Source organism: Arthrobacter sp. NPDC057009 (assembly GCF_042673905.1).
GTDB lineage: Bacteria > Actinomycetota > Actinomycetes > Actinomycetales > Micrococcaceae > Arthrobacter.
In genome coordinates this window covers 14,713-32,343 of record NZ_JBHUSB010000026.1, presented here as the reverse complement: position 1 = coordinate 32,343, position 17,631 = coordinate 14,713, and the positions used below count along the sequence as shown (strand labels likewise).

The window sequence follows — 17,631 nt, the reverse complement described above, 5'->3', positions numbered from 1 at the left end:
CCCCGCCCGTGAGCGGCACCTGCCCGGTCATCCCCAGACCAAGCAACGAGTTTCAACCAAACAATCGAGGACAAAGTGTACGAGGGTGCAGTTCAGGAGCTGATCGACGAGCTCGGACGCCTTCCCGGCGTTGGGCCGAAGTCTGCGCAGCGCCTGGCGTTCCACATCCTGGAGGCAGATCCCCAGGACATGAAGCGGCTGGTGGAGGCCATCACCACGGTCAAGGAGCGGGTCAAGTTCTGCGCCTCCTGCGGCAACGTCACCGAGCAGGAGCTGTGCAACATTTGCCGCGACCCGAGGCGGGACCCCTCGGTCATCTGCGTCGTGGAGGAGTCCAAGGACGTGCTGGCGGTGGAGCGCACGCGTTCGTTCCGGGGCCGGTACCACGTGCTCGGAGGCGCCATCAACCCGATCGCCGGGGTGGGCCCCGAGCAGCTGAGGATCCGCGAACTGCTCAACCGGCTCAGTGACGGCGCCGTCCAGGAGATCATCATCGCCACTGACCCGAACCTTGAGGGCGAGGCAACGGCCACGTACCTGGCGCGCATGCTGCGGTCCATCGGGGTCGCCGTCACCCGGCTCGCCTCCGGGCTTCCCGTGGGCGGCGACCTCGAATACGCCGACGAAGTCACCCTGGGCAGGGCCTTCGAGGGCCGCCGGAACGCGCTCAGCTGACCGGAACGGTCACAATTCCACAGGCGGCAGACCGCGGCGATAAACTGTTGAAATCAATATGCCGCCGTGCCGTAAGGCCGTCTGGCCTCCAGAACCCAATTTGATCCAGTGAGGGTGCACGCATGAGTATGCCCAGTACCGATGTGAAAACCGAACCGCAGCCGCAGGAGCTGCCCGCAAATGCTGCTGTCACCAAACAGCTGATCGTGCAGAAGTTCGGCGGCTCCTCGGTGGCTGACGCTGACGGCATCAAGCGCGTGGCCAGGCGCGTGGTCGACGCCCAGAAGGCCGGCAACGAAGTCGTCGTCGTCGTCTCCGCAATGGGTGACACCACCGACGAACTCCTCGATCTTGCCGCCCAGGTCACCGACTCCGCCCCGGCCCGCGAGATGGACATGCTCCTCTCGGCAGGCGAACGCATCTCCATGGCCCTGCTGGCCATGGCCATCAACAAGTTCGGTGCATCCGCGCAGTCCTTCACGGGCTCCCAGGCCGGCATGATCACGGACGGCATCCACGGCAAAGCGCGGATCATCGACGTCGACCCGCACCGCATCCGTACCGCCCTGGACAAGGGGCACATCGCCATCGTCGCCGGCTTCCAGGGCATGACGCGCGCCACCAACGAGATCACCACGCTAGGCCGCGGCGGTTCGGACACGACGGCTGTGGCCCTCGCCGCCGCCCTCGAGGCTGACGTCTGCGAGATCTACACCGACGTTGACGGCATCTACACCGCGGACCCCCGCGTCGTTCCGTCGGCCCAGAAGATCGACCGCATCTCCAGCGAGGAGATGCTGGAACTGGCCGCCTCCGGCGCCAAGATCCTCCACCTCCGGTGCGTCGAATACGCCCGGCGGTTCGGCGTGCCGCTGCATGTCCGTTCCTCATTCAGCCAGAACGAAGGCACCTGGGTCATGCCCGGCGCCGATGACAAGATCACGACTCAAGAGGGAGTTGCCTTGGAGCAGCCAATCATCTCCGGTGTTGCACACGACCGCTCGGAAGCAAAGGTCACCGTTGTGGGTGTTCCGGATATCCCGGGCAAGGCAGCCGCGATCTTCCAGGTCATCGCGGACGCGCACTCGAACATCGACATGATCGTCCAGAACGTCTCCACGCACGGCACCGGCAGGACGGACATCTCCTTCACCCTGCCCATCGTCGAAGGCGCCGACGCCCTTGCCGCCCTCCACGCCGCGCAGGCTGAAATCGGCTTCGAAAGCATCGAGTACAACGAGCAGATCGGCAAGCTGTCGCTGATCGGCGCCGGCATGCGCTCCCACCCGGGCGTTTCGGCCACGTTCTTCAAGGCCCTGTCCGCCGCAGGCATCAACATCAACATGATCTCCACGTCGGAGATCCGGATTTCCGTGGTGACCCACGCTGACCTGCTCGATGACGCCGTCCGCGCCATCCACAAGGCGTTCGACCTGGACAGCGAAGCCGTCGCCACCGTCTACGGCGGTACCGGCCGCTAAGGTGGTGCCTGCTGGCACTTCGCCAGTGCAGAAGTAAGCCCGGTGCGCTCATGCGCACCGGGCTTCTTCACTTACAGGGCTTGTCACTTATTCAGGTCGCTCTTGCGGACAGCATAGTGGTGCCCCTCGGAGTCGGTCTCGACCTCGAACTGGGCCAGATCCTCTTCGGAAGCGTGCTCGTAATCGTCATGCAGGTGAACCACCGGTGCAGCTGAGTCGCCTACAGCGGCAGGGCCGAATACGAACCGGAGCCTGTCCGTCAGATTCATAAAGCCAGTGAGCACATGTGCCACAAGTCCCACCCCCTTCCCTGCTTGAAGGCGGAGAGCGTCTGCCCTTCGACTGCCGGTGCCCTTATTTTACGCCGCGGCACGCGAAAAGAACCCCGACGGGGCAGGGTTCAGCCGCCGGCATGGTCCAGGCCGCCGGGGTTTTCAGCGTCCGCTAGCGGAGGGACTTATCGTCCGGGTTGCGCGGCACAACATACGTGCTGCCGTCGGGGCGGCGGACGGTTTCCCACTGCTGCGTCTCGGCCTCGCGCTGGGCGAGCAGTTTACGGTTTTCCTCGGTCATGTCGTGCACCAGCGAACTCCTGTTCGCGGGGCCAAAGACCGCCCTAAGCTTGCCGGTTGCCCGCATGAACCGCTGTGCGGCGTTCTCTTTTGCCACGGTATCCACTCCATTTCAGGACTACTGCCACTATCAAGGATACACCGACCGTTAGTGCACTAACTATTGCCGCTCCCCGCCCGCCCACCTTGCACCAAAGCAGTTAAGCCACGACGCCGGGACCCACCACGCGTGGTGAGTCCCGGCGTCGTCCGTCCTGGGGAACTGCGGCACTAGGCCACCGGCCGCACCGCCACCGGTGAACGCACGGCGTTGTCGCCCGAGGTCCATGTCAGGGATCCGGTGGAATACGCGTTCAGCGGAGCCCCGGCGGTGATGAAGGTAATGGTGAACCTGGCGCTTTCGCCCTCGGCCAGGGTCACTTCTGCCGGACTGACAGTCGCGGTGATGCCGGGGAGGGTGATCGCCGCCCGGTAGGTTCCTGCCGTCACCGCGGTGACAGTGCGCGTGACCGTCTGGCTGCCGGACATGGCGCCCAGGGCCACGGAGGGAAGGTTCACGTCCTTGGCTGCGATGGGGGCCACACCAAGGTCAATCCCCTGGCCCTGGAGGAAGCCCATCCAGTCGCTGATGCCGGCATCGTAGACGAGCCCCGGCGAGTCAAACCGGGCCGGATCAACATGGCCGGCGCCCTGGGCAAAGACGTCATGCACTGCGGCTCCCTTGGCGTTGACCAGGTCATAGGCCGTGGTCATGATGGCTGATTTCACGGCCGCCGGGGACCACTGCGGGTTCTTGCCCAGCAGCAGCGCGCCCGAGCCTGCAATCTGCGGGGCCGCCATGGACGTGCCGGAAAGGAACCCGAAGGTCTCGCCGTTGAAGCCCACCGGAGAAACGGCAGCCAGCACGGCCACGCCGGGAGCTGCCACATCCGGCTTGAGCAGGTCTCCGTTGGAGGCCAGGCTCGGACCCCGGGAGGAGAACTCCGCAATCTGGGGCACTGGCGGCGGTGTGGCTCCGGTGGTATCGGTCGCCTTGAGGCTTGCCGTCATGCCCGGCGTAGCCGCCACCACGTCCTTGATCTTCGGGTCGTTCACATGGACCGTGGGCACACTGTGCAGATCGGCGTCGAGTGAGCCCGGCACCAGGTTGACCAGGACCATGCCCACGCCACCCGCACGCTGGACCTCGGCGCTCTTGTCCACGCGCGCAATCACACCGCGGTCGCAGACCACGATCTTGTCGGCAACCTTGGCGGGGTCCAGGGAATTCGGCGCGCACAGGGCCGCGTCCGCAGCCGCTGCCGCGGCCGCCTTCACGTCCGCGGCCAGCACGATCGGCTGGGAGTCCACCTCGCTGCTCATGACGCTCGCCCCGGCGAATTTGCTGCCATCCGACAGTTCGGCGGTTCCGCGCAGCGTGTTGTCAAACGTGGAGGCGCCCACCGTGGTGATCCAGGGGCCGGCGTGGTTGACGGTCGAGGCCGTCGGGCCCGAGTTGCCGGCGGAGGCTGCCACAAAGATCCCTGCGGCCGCGGCGTTGAGGAACGCGAGCGAAACGGCATCGACGGTGGAGTTGTTGTTTCCGGAAATGGAGAAGTTGAGCACGTCCACGCCGTCGAGGACGGCATCCTGGATGGCATTGAGAATGTCCGATTCCACGCAGCCGGTAGCCTCGGGAATGGCGCCCTCCCAGCAGACCTTGTACACCGCAATCTTCGCTGCGGGCGCAACGCCTGAGCTCTCGCCGAAGTCCCGGCCGCCTGCCGTCTGGGTGACGTCACTGTTTCCCGCAGCCGTGCTGGCCGTGTGGGATCCGTGGCCGTTGACGTCAAGCGGCGAGAACTTCTCCTCCGGGGACCGGAACTCCGGAGGGACCGCTGCCTTGTAGGCCTTGTCGTAGAACCGGGCACCGATGACCTTGCTGTTGCATTCGGTGCCATCGAACGCGTCGCCGGCCACACAGTCACCCACAAAGGTACCGCCGTTGGCTTTGCGCATCGCGATCACGTTGCCCTGAAGGCGGTACGGCACGCCGACATCCGGGGTGCCGGACAAAGGATCAACCGTCTCCCCTTCGAAGAACGGGTTGTCCGGGGTGTAGCCGGTGTCCAGCACGCCCACGACGATGCCTTTGCCAGCCTCTTCCTTGCCCCCGAACTGCTGGTCCCAGACGCCGTCCCTGCCGGGCAGTCCGAGGAAATCTGTGCTCGAGTAGTCCGGCTTGCGGATGCTGTCCGGGACCACTGCCAGCACGTCGCCATCACCCGCGAGCGCCTTGACCTGCGCGGCGGACAGGACAGCGCTGAAGCCGTTGAGGGCCAGGGTGTAGTTCCTGCTGATGGTCACACCCTTCGACGCTGCCTCCTGCCGCTGCTTGGCCTTGAGATGGGCGTCGTACTTGCGTGAGTTCGGGCCGGACGGGTTCAGTTTCTTCCCCTTGGGCACCGCCGTGCCCGGGATGCCGGGCACGCCACCGGAGTAGGTGGCCAGCGGTTTGTCCTTGAGCATCACAATGTAGCGCCCGTCGTCGAGTGGCGAAGAGGCTGGCTGAATGGCGGCTGGCTGGGTGGCTGCCGTTGCCGGCACGGCGGCCGGGGCTGCGATGCCCTGGCCAACGACCATTGCCAGTCCGACGGCAAATATGGCCGGCAGCCTTCTGCTGTATCCGGGGCGGGTAGTGGACTGCTGAGGGATCATGGGGGATGCCTTCCTTTGTTCAGGACCTGTAGACCTTCGGTCCCACGAACTGGACGCTCTGCCCCCCATGGGCGTCATCACTGTATGGTTATGCCGCGCACCCGTTGATGTCAGAAAGATACCGCCTACGCACCGAAGAATCGATACCCTTCCGTTAGCAATTGCCGGGTACCGTTATCCGCCCGTTCCGGACGGCCCGGTGCCCCGACGGTAGAATGGGAAAAACTTGAGGAGACCCGGCATGCGCAAGCAACTGATTTCTGTGCTGCTCGCCCTCGCAGCGACGGGCGGTCTCGCAGCCTGCACCCCCGACACCGGAACCGGCCAGCCCACGGCCACCCCGGGTGCCACCACAGGCTCGCCCGGGACCTCATCGCCTGGCACCCAGACGCCCGGCACCGCGTCACCCGGTACACCCGGCACCGGCAGCCCCAGTACCCCCGCCCCCGGCACAACACCGCCCGACGCCGAGACAACGGTCCCTGCGCCCGCCCCGCCTTCCGCTGCTCCCCTGCCGTCCGGCCCCAGCGCCGGAGACGCCGAACTGTCCATCACGGTCAAGGCCTCGAAGGACGGCAAGGCCGTCAACTACACACTGGTCTGCAAGGGCGGCGTCCCGATGGCAGAGAGCCAGCACCCCAGCGCGGCCGCGGCCTGCTCGGCGCTGAAGAACAATGCAGCCATCCTGAACCGCGCCACTCCGCCCAAGGGCATCTCCTGCACCCAGCAGTATGCCGGCCCCCAGGTGGCCAGCGTGACCGGCGAGGTTAATGGCACCCCCGTGGAGACCTCCTTCGCCCTGCGGGACGGCTGCCAGATCGGAGCCTGGAACGCAGCCAAGGACATCCTCGGCGCTGCAGCCGGGGCACTCTAGCAGCATGGCAGGAACAGCTTTGACGATCCGCGCTGCCCAGGTCCTCTCCCCCGCTGACTGGCGGGGACGGGAAGCGGCACATGCCCGCCGGGTACGCCGGTACGCCGACCCCTACCTCGCCCGCCGCTCGGCCGGGCGGAAGCATCCCGTGGAGGACTTCCTCTTCACCTACTACACCCAGAAGCCCGGGCAGCTGCTGCGCTGGCATCCCGGGGACGGCGTGGTGCTTTCCGGAGCGGAGGCAGCCGCCCGCAAGGACTGGAAGTGCTACAGAGCGCTCGACGGCGGTGAGCTGGCACTCCTGGGCCTGCCGTCCGGAAGCGTCGCGGTGACCTTCGACCGGGAGACGTTCCTGGCCGAGCGGCGTGAGGCGCTCCGCTTTGCCCGGATCATCCTCGCCGGAACGGCCGCGCGTCCGGCGCAGTTCGGGTGCTTCGGCCTGCACGAGTGGGCCATGGTTTACCGGCAGGAGAAGTTCGAGCTGCGCCACGAATACCTCAAGCTGAGACTCGGCGGTGCCGGAACTGACAAAGTGGTGGAGGACAACCGGATCCGCTGCTCGCACTTCGATGCCTTCCGGTTCTACACGCCTGACGCCGTGCCCCGCAACGAACTGGCCCCCAGCCGGGAGAACCAGCGGACCATGGAACAACCCGGGTGCCTGCACGCCAACATGGACCTCTACAAGTGGGCCTACAAGCTCTCCCCCGCTCTGCCGAGCGAACTCGTGATGGACTGCTTCGAGCTGTCGTGGCGGGTGCGCGCCATGGACATGCAGGCCTCCCCCTATGACCTCACCGACTGGGGCTACCCGGCCATTCCGATTGAGACGCCGGACGGCAAGGCGGCGTATGTGGAGCAGCAGCGGGCGTTCTCCGCCGAAGCCCAGGTGCTGCGGGGCCGGCTGCTGGCTGCCCTGGCGCCGCTCCTCGACGGCCTCGACCCGGAGGCCTGACGGTGACCGAGACGCCTGGTTCCCCGGACCTGGAACTTGACCTGACCGTTGCGCTTACGCATGCACCGGGCGGCCCGGAACACGTCTTTGTCCTCGTGAGCCGTTCCGGCCAGCTCGTCGAATCAACGCTGCCGGATCCAGCGGCGGCGATTGCCGCCGTCGGGCGCTTCGGCGAACGGATCTTTTTCCCGGAGCCGGGCCCGCCCAAGCTGTGCACCCAGCAGTACGGCGGCCCCCAGGTGGCGGTGGTGACGGGCACCTTCAACGGCCGCGATGTGAACTCACGGTTTTCTTTGACTGACGGCTGTGAAATTGCCCGCTGGCGGGCGCTGTCCCCGCTGCTGGGCGGAGTGGCCGGGTCCTCCGGCGCCATCTGAGCTGGCGGAGATCTTGCGGCAGGCACGGCGAAGGCCGGCGGGACCCTGGCTTTTTGAGCCACGCCCGCCGGCCTTCGCTGTGGGGCCCTTCCGGGAGCCCGGTTCCGGGACCTTCCTAGATGGAGTTATCCGGTGACCGCGTCAGGTCCTCGTTCTGGACCTTCCCCTGTTCCTTCATTTTCTTCGGATCTTCCGAAGCCGGTGCAACCGCGACGGCGCCGCCCTCCGCCACCACCACGTTCACGAACGTCGGGGAGCTGGTCCCGTCGAAAGTGATCCGTCCGATGTAGGAGCCGGGAGCCAGGTCCTTCCAGGCGAGGACGAGCTCCCCGCCAAGGCCGTTCGCAAGGCGGACGGGATCCGGAGTCACGGTGGCGTTGCCTTCATTTGCGCCCAGGACCGCCGCGTCCACGGAAGCCCTGGTCGCCTGGCCGTTGGGGCTGTCGTAAAGGTTCACGAACATGCGATACGTGCCTGCAGCAGGGTTGGGAATCGAAACGGACTCGCTTGCCGCGCCGGTGGCGGCCACGATCCCCCGCCCGTCCGGGGTGATGACCACCATGTCGAAGTCGGCGTTCTCATCCGCGGAGATCACGGACAGCTTGGCCAACGGCGCCCCGGCCGGGACTTCCACGGTCTTCGTGAAATTCGACGCGTCAGTCGCGTACCGGAAGGGCCCGGGCACAAGTTCGATGGCCGAGGAGTCCGCCTTCGACAGGCCGTCGAGGGTCACGTTCGTGGGCGAGCCTGAACCCGAGACGATACCGATCTTCCCGGAACCGCTGGCCCCCTCCGACGTGAAGGCGATGTTCTTGGGAGCCACTACCGACTGCGGCCGGACCGCGATCGGTGACGTCACGGTCTTGTTGGCACCCTGCCACGTGAGTGAACCTGCCGTGAACTCGCCCAGCTGAGCGCTCTGGTTTTCGAAGGCCACCTTGAACGTGCGCTTCTCTCCCGCCGCACCGAAGGTGAGGATGGACGGGGTTACCGTCACCTTCACACCGGGCACGCTGGCCGTGGCCCTATAGGTCCCTGCTGTCAGGGCCGTCACGGTGCGCGTGACTTCAATCCTGCCCGCCAGGTTTCCCAGCGAGAAGGACGGGACGTTCATGTCACGCGGCCGCGTGCTGCCGAGTCCGGCGATGCCCAGGTCCATGCCGGTTCCCTGGATGAAGCGAAGGTAGTCATCGCTGCCGGCGTCATACACCAGTCCGGGATCCAGGACACGTGCCGGATCGACCTGGCCTGCACCCGTGGCGAGGACGTCGGTGTTCTTGCTGCCGTCTGCGAGCTTGACGTCACCGGCGGTGGTCATCATGGCGGACTTCACGGTGGCCGGTGACCAGGTGGGGTTCTTGCCCAGGATGAGCGCGCCGAAGCCGGCAACGTGGGGTGAGGCCATGGAGGTGCCGGACATGAAGCCGAACTGGTCGCCGCCCGAGCCGATCGGGGAAACGCCGGCCAGGACCGCCACGCCGGGCGCGGCGACGTCCGGCTTCAGGAGATCAGAGTCCGTGGCAAGCAGCGGTCCGCGGGAGGAGAAGCCGGCGATCTGCGGCTGCGCCTCGAGGGGCAGTCCCGTGGTGTCCTTGTTGACCAGGGAGACCGTGAGGGCCGGGTTCGCCGCCACCTTGGCCTTGATGGTCTCCGTGGCAGGCGGGTTCACGTGCACGGTGGGGACGGAGTGCTTGTCGGCGTCGAGCGATGACGTGGCCAGGTTGACGAGGATCATGCCCACCCCGCCGCCGCGCGCAACCTCGGCGCTCTTGGCCACCCGGTCGTAGACGCCGCGGTCACAGACCACCACCTTGCCGGAAATCTTGGCCGGATCGAGCGAGCCGGGGGCGCACAGCGACGGGTCGGCCGCCTGGCCGGATGCCACGTTGGCGGCGAGCACAACGCCTGCGCCGGCAACTTCGCGGTTCATGATGCTGGCCCCGCGGAATTTGCTGCCGTCGGAGAATTCGACGGTGCCCTGCAGCTCCTGCGAGAAGGTACTGGCCGCTACCGTCGTGACCCACGGCTCGCCATGGTTCACGGTACTGGCTTGCGGACCCGAGTTTCCTGCGGAGGTGGCCACGAAGATGCCGGCCGAGGCAGCGGAGAGGAATGCCATGGACACAGGATCCGTGGTGGTGGAGGTGGTGCCGGAGATGGAGTAGTTCAGGACGTCGACTCCGTCGAGGACTGCCTGGTTGATGGCGTCGACGGCGGCCGAGGTGTAGCAGCCGCCGGTGTTGGGATCTTTGTCCTCCCAGCAGATCTTGTAGATGGAGAGCTTCGCGGCCGGTGCGATGCCGCCGGTCAGGCCGAAGCTGCGTCCGTCAACGAAGGTCTCCACGTCAGCGTTGCCCGCCGCCGTGCTTGCCGTGTGCGTTCCGTGGCTTCCCACGTCCACAGGCGAGATCACTTCCTCCGGGGCCCGGTCCCCCTTGGCCACGGAGTCCTCGAAGGCATCAGAGAAGTACCTGGCACTGAGGACCTTGGAGTTGCAGGCTGTTCCGTTGAAGCCCTCACCCTTTTGGCACTCGCCCTCGAAAGTGCTGCCGTCCGCCTTCAGCATGGCGATCCTGCCGCCGGTGGTGCGGTAGGGCACGCCTACCTTCGGGTTGCCCTTGAGCTGGGCGACTGCACTGCCGGCGAAGAACTGGCTGCCTGGCGTGTAGCCGGAGTCGATGACGCCCACCACGACGCCCTTGCCTGCAGCGGCCTTGCCGCCGAACTGGGTGTTCCAGGTGCCGTTGGCCCCGCTGAGCTTGAGGAAGTCCGTGGTGGAATAGTCGGGCTTCTGCTGGGTATCGGGGGCCACCGCGAGGACCTGGGGGTTCTTGGCCAGGTTCAAAGCCTGTTCGGCGGTAAGTGTGGCACTGAAGCCGTTGAGCGCCGCGGTGTACGTGCGGCGGATCTGGACCTTTTCCTTTTCAGCCAGCGCAGTCTGCTTTGCCTCCAGGTGGGCCTGGTACCGGCGCACCTCTGCCCGGCTCGCGTCGAGTTTGCGGCCGGAGCGCGGCTTCGTGGCCTGCAGGCCGGGCGTGCCGCCCTCGTAGGTGGCGGCGGGCTTCTCGGTCAGGACCACAATGTAGCGCCCGGCCGAGTAGTCGTTGGGGTCGACGTTCTTTTGCTGGACGGCGGGAGCCGCATTCTGCGACGGCGCCGCGGTTGCCGGCAGTGCGCCGACTGACGAAAGGAGCAAAGGCAAGCCGACAACCAGTGCCGCTGCTTTCCGGGCCCCCCGGCTTCGGAAGAAGCTTTTTCCTGCTGATTTCACGAGTGGTTTGAACCTTTCATAAGGAACAGCCCCGGCTACATTGCCGGGCGCAGGCGGCAACGACACGTGAAGATGACAGGTCCTGTCGATCCCAGCAATCGCGACCGATCCCCACAGTACCTACTGAGAGCCGCATATGACATAGGGCACAAACCATGAATTTACTTTTTTGTCACAGTCCTCGACACAGGCATCAAAAAGCGGCGGGCGCCCTGAAAGGCACCCGCCGCTGGAGAGAGAAAGTTTGCCGCGCCGTCCTGCCGGGAGCTGCTGCCCGGAGGAGCTACTGCCGGGGCGTGCGGACCACTTCGCTGATCCACTGGCGCGTCTTCTCGTCCACCGGACCCGCCACCCGGTCCTGCCCGCCACCGCTGCGGACTTTTCCGCCCCGTCCGGCGCCGCCCCGCCCAACGCGGTTCTGCGCAACCCGGTTCTGCCCAGCACCGTCCTGTCCGGCACCGCCCCGTCCGGCACCGCTCTTGCGGGCTGCACGGTCGGCCCTGATCTTCTGGACCACCATTCTTCCGAGCCCGGCGAACACCGCCGCGGCCATCACCGGCAACAGGACGGATTTCGGTTTCTCAGCCATTCCGCAATCCTACTGAGCATGCCAGCGGCGGGCCAGAGCCGGCGTCGTTCTTCCCGCGCTCCGGCGTCCCCCGCACCCGATACGAAAGTGGTGCGCCGGGCCCGGTAGAATAGGGCATGCAAGCTCGCGGAGCGCCCGTCCGTGCCATGCCAAATGAATGCCGTGCCGATTGAATGCGGTGCCATTTGAACAGCCAGGCAGCTTTAGGAATGGCGTGAGACGGCACCACTCCGCTGCGCCCTTACCCAATGCACATGCACAGGAGTTACCGGATGCCCCGGATCGTTGTCGACGTCATGCCCAAGCCCGAGATTCTGGACCCGCAGGGGAAGGCCATCGTGGGTGCACTCCCCCGCCTGGGCTTCACCAGCTTCAGCTCTGTCCGCCAGGGCAAGCGTTTCGAACTGACCGTTGACGGCGAGGTGACCGAGGACATCCTGGCCCAGGCCCGCGATGCCGCCGAAACCCTGCTGTCCAACCCCGTGATCGAGGACGTCGTGAACGTCGAGGTCGTCGAGGCCTGAGATGACTGAACTTCCCCTGATCGGCGAGGCAGTCGCCGTCGCCGCCGACGCTCCTGGTGCTCGCAGGCTCGCCGGTGCCAAAATCGGCGTCGTCACCTTCCCGGGTACCCTGGATGACCGCGACGCCGCCCGCGCGGTCCGCCTGGCAGGCGGCACGCCCGTCGCGCTCTGGCACGCGGACACCGAACTGGGTGACGTGGACGCCGTCGTGATCCCCGGCGGATTCTCCTACGGTGACTACCTCCGTGCCGGCGCCATTTCCCGCTTTGCCCCGCTGATGTCGAAGATCATTGACGCCGCCAACTCCGACGCGAAGCTGCCCGTGCTGGGCATCTGCAACGGTTTCCAGATCCTGACCGAGTCGCACCTGCTGCCCGGGTCCATGATCAAGAACGACCACCTGAAGTTCATGTGCCGCGACCAGGTGCTGCGCGTGGAGAACAACAGCACCGATTGGACGCTGGACTACGCGCCGGGCCAGGAGATCACGGTGCCGCTGAAGAACCAGGACGGCCAGTACATCGCCGACGAAAAGACCCTGGACGCGCTTGAGGCCGAAGGCCGCGTGGTGTTCCGCTACGTGGGCTTCAACCCCAACGGCTCCCGCCGCGACATCGCCGGCATTTCCAACGCCGCTGGCAACGTAGTGGGCCTCATGCCGCACCCGGAGCACGCAGTGGAAGTTGGCTTCGGCCCCGAATCCCTGGACGGCATCGGCGGGACGGACACCGACGGCCTGGGCTTCTTCACCTCCGTGCTGAACAAGATTGTGGGAGCAAACAAATGACCGAGATCTCAACCAGCTCGATCACCGAGAACAAGAAGTTCAACATCGACACCGTCGAGAACGCGGCCAAGACGCCGGACACCGAACTGCCCTGGGCTGAACTTGGCCTGAAGCAGAACGAATTCGACGAGATCGTCAAGGTCCTGGGCCGCCGCCCCACCGGCGCCGAGCTCGCCATGTACTCCGTGATGTGGAGCGAGCACTGCTCCTACAAGTCCTCGAAGAACCACCTGCGTCAGTTCGGCGAAAAGGTGACGGACGAGATGAAGAAGGACATGCTGGTGGGCATCGGCGAAAACGCCGGCGTTACCAACCTGGGGGACGGCTGGGCCGTGACCTTCAAGATCGAGTCCCACAACTCACCGTCGTTCGTTGAGCCGTACCAGGGTGCCGCCACCGGCATCGGCGGCATCGTCCGCGACATCATCTCCATGGGCGCCCGCCCGGTTGCCGTGATGGATCCGCTGCGCTTCGGCGCCATCGACCACCCGGACACCGCACGCGTCATGCACGGCGCGGTCGCGGGCATCGGCGGCTACGGCAACTCCCTCGGCCTGCCGAACATCGGCGGCGAGATGGTGTTCGACTCCGTGTACCAGGGCAACCCGCTGGTCAACGCCCTCGCTGTGGGCGTCATGCGCCACGAGGACATCCGCCTGGCCAACGCCTCGGGCAAGGGCAACAAGGTGGTCCTGTTCGGTGCACGCACCGGCGGCGACGGCATCGGCGGCGCCTCCGTGCTCGCATCCGAGTCCTTCGACGACACCAAGCCGTCCAAGCGCCCGGCCGTCCAGGTGGGCGACCCGTTCGCCGAAAAGGTCCTCATCGAGTGCTGCCTGGAGCTGTTCAAGGGTTCGCTGGTTGAGGGTATCCAGGACCTTGGTGCGGCAGGCATCTCCTGCGCCACGTCCGAACTCGCCTCCAACGGCGACGGCGGCATGCAGGTTGAGCTGACCTCCGTGCTGCTGCGCGACCCCACGCTGACGCCGGGCGAGATCCTGATGTCCGAGTCGCAGGAACGCATGATGGCCGTGGTCACGCCGGAGAACGTCGAGGCCTTCGAGGCTGTCATGGACAAGTGGGCCGTGGAGTACGCCTGGCTGGGCGAGGTCACGGACACCGGCCGGCTCATCATCACCTGGGACGGCGACGTGATTGTCGACGTCGATCCCCGCACCGTGGCGCACGACGGTCCCGTCTACGACCGCCCGTTTGCCCGCCCGGAGTGGCAGGACGCCGTCCAGGCCGACAAGTTCACCGGATCCGTGCAGGACGCCGGCCGCCCCTCCGCCCCGGCTGAACTGGCCGCAGCGGTGACCGAGCTGGTCGCTTCGCCGAACATGTGCGACAAATCCTGGATCACCAACCAGTACGACCGGTACGTCGGCGGCAACACCGCCATGGCGTTCCCGGACGACGCCGGCGTGGTCCGCGTTGACGAGGAATCCGGCCTGGGCGTGGCCCTGGCCACCGACGCCAACGGCCGCTACACCTACCTTGACCCGTACCACGGCGCGCAGCTGGCACTGGCCGAGGCCTACCGCAACGTCGCCACCTCCGGCGCCGTACCGATGGCCGTCAGCGACTGCCTGAACTTCGGCTCTCCCGAGGACCCGGACGTCATGTGGCAGCTGGCCGAGGCCATCCGCGGCCTGTCCGACGCCTGCATGGTGCTGGGCATCCCGGTCACCGGCGGCAACGTCTCGCTGTACAACCAGACGGGCACGACGCCGATCCACCCCTCCCCGGTGGTGGCAGTGCTGGGCAAGCTCGACGACGTCGCGCGCCGCACGCCGTCCGGCTGGCGGGAAGACGGCGCAGCCATTTACCTGCTGGGCACCACGGCCGCCGAACTTGACGGTTCGGAATGGTCCAACCTGCGCGGCCACCTCGGCGGCCTGCCTCCCAAGGTTGACCTGGAGAAGGAACGCGCCCTGGGCGAGATCCTGATCAACGCCTCCCGCGACGGCATGGTGGACTCCGCCCACGACCTTTCCGAGGGCGGCCTCGGCGCGGCCCTCGTGGAGTCGTCGCTGCGCTATGGCGTCGGTGCCCGGATCGCGCTGCAGGATGTCCTGGACCGAGACGGCGTTGACCTCTTCACCGCGCTGTTCTCCGAATCCCAGGGCCGCGCCGTCGTCTCGGTGCCCCGCTCTGAGGAAGTCCGGTTCAAGGACATGTGCACCGCCCGCGGCTTCGAGCACCTCCGCATCGGCGTGGTGGACGCAGCCAGCGGACAGCTGGAGATCAACGGCGTGGACACCCTCTCGCTGGACTCCCTCCGCGAAGCCCACGAGGCCACCCTGCCGAAGTACTTCGGCTAGGGGCTCAAGCCCATCGGTTGCTCCGTAACTGCCCTTTTGACCCGTCATTAGGGCAGTTACGGAGCAATCGTTGTTAACGCCCGCGCCGCCACCCGGCCTGGACCAGTGCACTGCGGACCTTGGCAACGGCGGCCTTGCCGTCATTGAGCAGGTGACGCTTGGAGATCCGGACTTCCGTCCAGCCCAGGGCCGCATAGCGTTCTGAACGCGCGATGTCGCGTTCAATCTGCAGCTCGTCACCGTGGTGCTCCCCTTCGTACTCGATGCCTATCCGGTACTGCTTGTAGGACAGATCCGGCTCATGATGACGCACGCCATCATCGGACAGGATCGGCACATTCACTTCCGGTTCCGGCAGGCCCGCGCGGACAATCGCGAGCCGAAGCATAGTCTCCTGCGGTGAGTCCGCTCCCACCCGGATGAGCCTGATGGCCTCCTTGGCCTTGCGCAGCCCGCGCTTGCCCTTGTGTCTGTCGATCATGCGCTGGAGGTCCGCCAGCGTACACAACGGCTGGTCCCGGTCTTCGAACTCGGGGCGGGGAATACGCACACAGCTGTCGCCCGCCACCACAAGCTCGTCCACACTCAGCATTTCGGCGAGATCGAGCCACGTCCGTTCCGGTGTGGTGACGGGGATGCCGTCAACGGTGGTGACTTCATCGTCGTAGAGCTTCATCCGGTGGACGATGACGTGCGGCCGGTTTAGATGGGCCGCACCCTCAGGCCTGATGATGTCGAACATATCCGAACGCCCTTTCCGTCGTCGTCGCGGCAGGTTCAGAAGTTCGGCCGCGGTGAAGTGCGATGCGGCGCATCGCTCGTTGACTTCGATGAAGGGCCGCACCCTGACGCTCAAGGCAAGCTCCGCCGTCGGGCATTCTGCACGGATGCCTCTGCCCAGCGACGTGAGCGAGCGGTGCCGCAGCCGCTTGGACGTGATGCCGGCGCGGCCGGCCTCGCCAACGGTGAACGGCCTGTCCTGGAATTTATTCGGCAGCGGGCGTGCGGTCTTCATGGCTACATGAGAGCAGAAAGAACGCCTCTGCTGCTGAAGTTATCCACAGCCCCTATCGGTTGCTCCGTAACCGCCGTTTTCAGGGCTCAAAAGGGCGGTTGCGGAACAGTCGATGGGGTTTAATCCTCGCTGTGGATCTCCCGCTGCCGGGCGCTCAGCAGCTCCAGCTCGGGGCGGTAGGCCACGAAGCGCTCGACGGCGGTTAGCACCTCCACGAGGTGCGCCCGGTCGGCGGCAACCAGGCCGGCGCCGATCCGGGTGCGGCGGTACTGGTCGTGGTCCCCCACCTCGGCCACGGAGACCTCGTAGCGCCGCTTGACCTCGGCCAGCAGCGGTCGCACGACGGACCGCTTCTCCTTGAGGCTGTGTACGTCACCAAGGAGGATGTCGAACTCAATCCAGCCGATCCACATGCCGTTAATGCTAGCGAGTGCTCCGTAACTGCCCTTTTGAGGGTTCAAAAGGGCAGTTACGGAGCACTCGACGGGACTCAGATGGTGAGCTCGCCCATCGTGTCCCAGCCTTCGCCGTCGAGCTGGCGGCTGATAATGCGCGGGGTTTCGGCGAGGGCCTGCGGCATGTCCGCCATGGCCTTCTTGAAGTGGGCGCTGTTGACGTGGTCGCCCGCGGCGTCGTCCTTGAAGGCTTCGACGAGGACGAATTCGTTGGGATCATCCACGCTGCGTGACCAGTCGAACCACAGGTTGCCGGGCTCCTGGCGGGTTGCCTCGGTGAAGTCGGCAACGAGGCCGAGCCATTTCTCGGACCAGTCGGGCTTGACCTTGAATTTGACGACGATGAAGATCACGGGGCTATGCCTTTCGTTGGGTTGATGGGTCAGTTGTGTTGGCGGGTTAATGGGCGGCGAGCGCCTGCTCGCACTCTTCGATGGCCTCGCGCGCGTACTTCTGCTGGGCCGGGGTTCCGACCCGCTCTGCCCACTGCTCGGCCAGCTGGAATTCCACCAGCGCCTCGGTGAGCCGGCCCGCAGCATGCAGGGTCCAGCCCAGGTTGTTGTGCAGCGCCACCATCCAGCGTTTGGTGCGCTCATCGTGCACGGTGGAGGCGTACTCCAGGGCGCTCCGGGTCCAGGGTTCCGTGTGGGCGGTGTCGGCGATGGCCAGCATGTGGAGCGCGTCGACGGTCAGGTACTCCTCACCCAGATGGTCGCCGAGCTCAGCCGCCTGCTCGAACAGCGGCACCGCCATGGCCGCGTGGCCGCTCGAGTTCAAAATGCGCCCGCGCTCCAGCAGGACGCGGACACCGACGGTCGGTTCGTCCCCGTCGATGGCGTCGAGGAGGGCGTCAGCCTCTTCGTAGCGCCCCTGGAGTCCGATGGCGCGGCCCAACTGGGTGGCGAGCTCGGCGCGCTCGTCGGCGTCGTACCGCGGGTCGGCCAGGGCTTCCCGGAAGCGCTGCTCGGACAGTTTGGGATCCTCGAAGTTCCACAGCAGGTCAAGGGTCTTTTGGTCCAGCATGTATCTCTCCTG

At 66.2% G+C, this 17,631-nt stretch carries 17 protein-coding genes; 8 read left to right on the top strand and 9 right to left on the bottom strand.

All coding sequences use genetic code 11. The annotated features are described in order from the left end of the window. The first annotated feature begins 75 nt into the window (after window positions 1-75). Together recR and ACFTR6_RS19860 are read left to right on the top strand one after the other, a co-directional pair. Entirely contained in the window at window positions 76-675 is a 600-nt protein-coding gene (gene recR / locus ACFTR6_RS19865; protein WP_087872270.1) for a recombination mediator RecR, read from the top strand. 122 nt (window positions 676-797) lie between these two features. After that, a complete protein-coding gene (locus ACFTR6_RS19860; protein ID WP_076798966.1) occupies window positions 798-2,156 on the top strand; it encodes an aspartate kinase in 1,359 nt (452 codons plus the stop codon). Between the two features lie 83 nt (window positions 2,157-2,239). Here ACFTR6_RS19860 and ACFTR6_RS19855 read toward each other — a convergent pair whose 3' ends face one another. From ACFTR6_RS19855 to ACFTR6_RS19845, 3 genes are all read right to left on the bottom strand, one after another. Next, entirely contained in the window at window positions 2,240-2,425 is a 186-nt protein-coding gene (locus ACFTR6_RS19855) for a hypothetical protein (protein WP_236783142.1), read from the bottom strand. A 175-nt stretch (window positions 2,426-2,600) separates the two neighbouring features. Then, window positions 2,601-2,795, bottom strand: a complete 195-nt coding sequence (locus ACFTR6_RS19850; protein WP_194718022.1) for a hypothetical protein — start codon at window positions 2,793-2,795, stop codon at window positions 2,601-2,603. A 203-nt stretch (window positions 2,796-2,998) separates the two neighbouring features. Beyond that, window positions 2,999-5,425: a S8 family peptidase gene (locus ACFTR6_RS19845; RefSeq protein ID WP_377959190.1), complete on the bottom strand. Its 2,427-nt coding sequence runs from the start codon at window positions 5,423-5,425 to the stop codon at window positions 2,999-3,001. A 241-nt stretch (window positions 5,426-5,666) separates the two neighbouring features. On the opposite strand from ACFTR6_RS19845, the gene ACFTR6_RS19840 reads away from it, so the two are divergent. The 3 genes from ACFTR6_RS19840 to ACFTR6_RS19830 are packed head-to-tail and all read left to right on the top strand — an operon-like array spanning window position 5,667 to window position 7,631. Next, the gene (locus tag ACFTR6_RS19840) at window positions 5,667-6,299 is read left to right on the top strand and encodes an SSI family serine proteinase inhibitor (RefSeq protein ID WP_087872267.1); all 633 of its coding nucleotides are present in this window, start codon (window positions 5,667-5,669) and stop codon (window positions 6,297-6,299) included. A gap of 4 nt (window positions 6,300-6,303) precedes the next feature. After that, window positions 6,304-7,254 (top strand): 3-methyladenine DNA glycosylase, encoded by a 951-nt coding sequence (locus ACFTR6_RS19835; RefSeq protein ID WP_087872266.1) that lies wholly within the window; start codon window positions 6,304-6,306, stop codon window positions 7,252-7,254. Between the two features lie 2 nt (window positions 7,255-7,256). Then, the gene (locus ACFTR6_RS19830; RefSeq protein ID WP_377959189.1) at window positions 7,257-7,631 is read left to right on the top strand and encodes a serine protease inhibitor; all 375 of its coding nucleotides are present in this window, start codon (window positions 7,257-7,259) and stop codon (window positions 7,629-7,631) included. 115 nt (window positions 7,632-7,746) lie between these two features. Here the strand turns inward: ACFTR6_RS19830 and ACFTR6_RS19825 are convergent, their stop codons facing one another. Further along, a complete protein-coding gene (locus ACFTR6_RS19825; protein WP_253250297.1) occupies window positions 7,747-10,827 on the bottom strand; it encodes a S8 family serine peptidase in 3,081 nt (1,026 codons plus the stop codon). Between the two features lie 358 nt (window positions 10,828-11,185). Beyond that, window positions 11,186-11,491 carry a hypothetical protein gene (locus ACFTR6_RS19820; RefSeq protein ID WP_377959201.1) on the bottom strand — a complete coding sequence of 102 codons (306 nt, stop codon included), beginning with the start codon at window positions 11,489-11,491 and terminating at the stop codon, window positions 11,186-11,188. Window positions 11,492-11,763: 272 nt separating this feature from the next. Here ACFTR6_RS19820 and purS point away from each other — a divergent pair, with 272 nt between their 5' ends. From purS to purL, 3 genes are read left to right on the top strand one after another with little or no spacing between them, the layout of a single operon-like run. Continuing rightward, on the top strand, window positions 11,764-12,015 hold the full coding sequence (gene purS / locus ACFTR6_RS19815) for a phosphoribosylformylglycinamidine synthase subunit PurS (RefSeq protein WP_003798434.1): 252 nt from the start codon (window positions 11,764-11,766) through the stop codon (window positions 12,013-12,015). Between the two features lies 1 nt (window position 12,016). Further along, the gene (gene purQ, locus ACFTR6_RS19810; RefSeq protein ID WP_076798973.1) at window positions 12,017-12,802 is read left to right on the top strand and encodes a phosphoribosylformylglycinamidine synthase subunit PurQ; all 786 of its coding nucleotides are present in this window, start codon (window positions 12,017-12,019) and stop codon (window positions 12,800-12,802) included. Continuing rightward, window positions 12,799-15,126, top strand: a complete 2,328-nt coding sequence (purL, locus tag ACFTR6_RS19805) for a phosphoribosylformylglycinamidine synthase subunit PurL (RefSeq protein ID WP_377959188.1) — start codon at window positions 12,799-12,801, stop codon at window positions 15,124-15,126. The genes purQ and purL overlap by 4 nt, the downstream gene beginning before the upstream one ends. 73 nt (window positions 15,127-15,199) lie before the next feature. On the opposite strand, the gene ACFTR6_RS19800 is transcribed toward purL, so the two are convergent. From ACFTR6_RS19800 to ACFTR6_RS19785, 4 genes are all read right to left on the bottom strand, one after another. Continuing rightward, on the bottom strand, window positions 15,200-16,141 hold the full coding sequence (locus ACFTR6_RS19800; RefSeq protein WP_377959187.1) for a hypothetical protein: 942 nt from the start codon (window positions 16,139-16,141) through the stop codon (window positions 15,200-15,202). Window positions 16,142-16,260: 119 nt separating this feature from the next. Further along, window positions 16,261-16,554 (bottom strand): DUF503 domain-containing protein, encoded by a 294-nt coding sequence (locus ACFTR6_RS19795; RefSeq protein ID WP_076798976.1) that lies wholly within the window; start codon window positions 16,552-16,554, stop codon window positions 16,261-16,263. A gap of 77 nt (window positions 16,555-16,631) precedes the next feature. Next, complete coding sequence (locus ACFTR6_RS19790; protein ID WP_087872260.1) at window positions 16,632-16,949, bottom strand: putative quinol monooxygenase; 318 nt, start codon at window positions 16,947-16,949, stop codon at window positions 16,632-16,634. 46 nt (window positions 16,950-16,995) lie between these two features. Next, complete coding sequence (locus tag ACFTR6_RS19785; RefSeq protein ID WP_076798978.1) at window positions 16,996-17,619, bottom strand: hypothetical protein; 624 nt, start codon at window positions 17,617-17,619, stop codon at window positions 16,996-16,998. Window positions 17,620-17,631 lie beyond the last annotated feature (12 nt).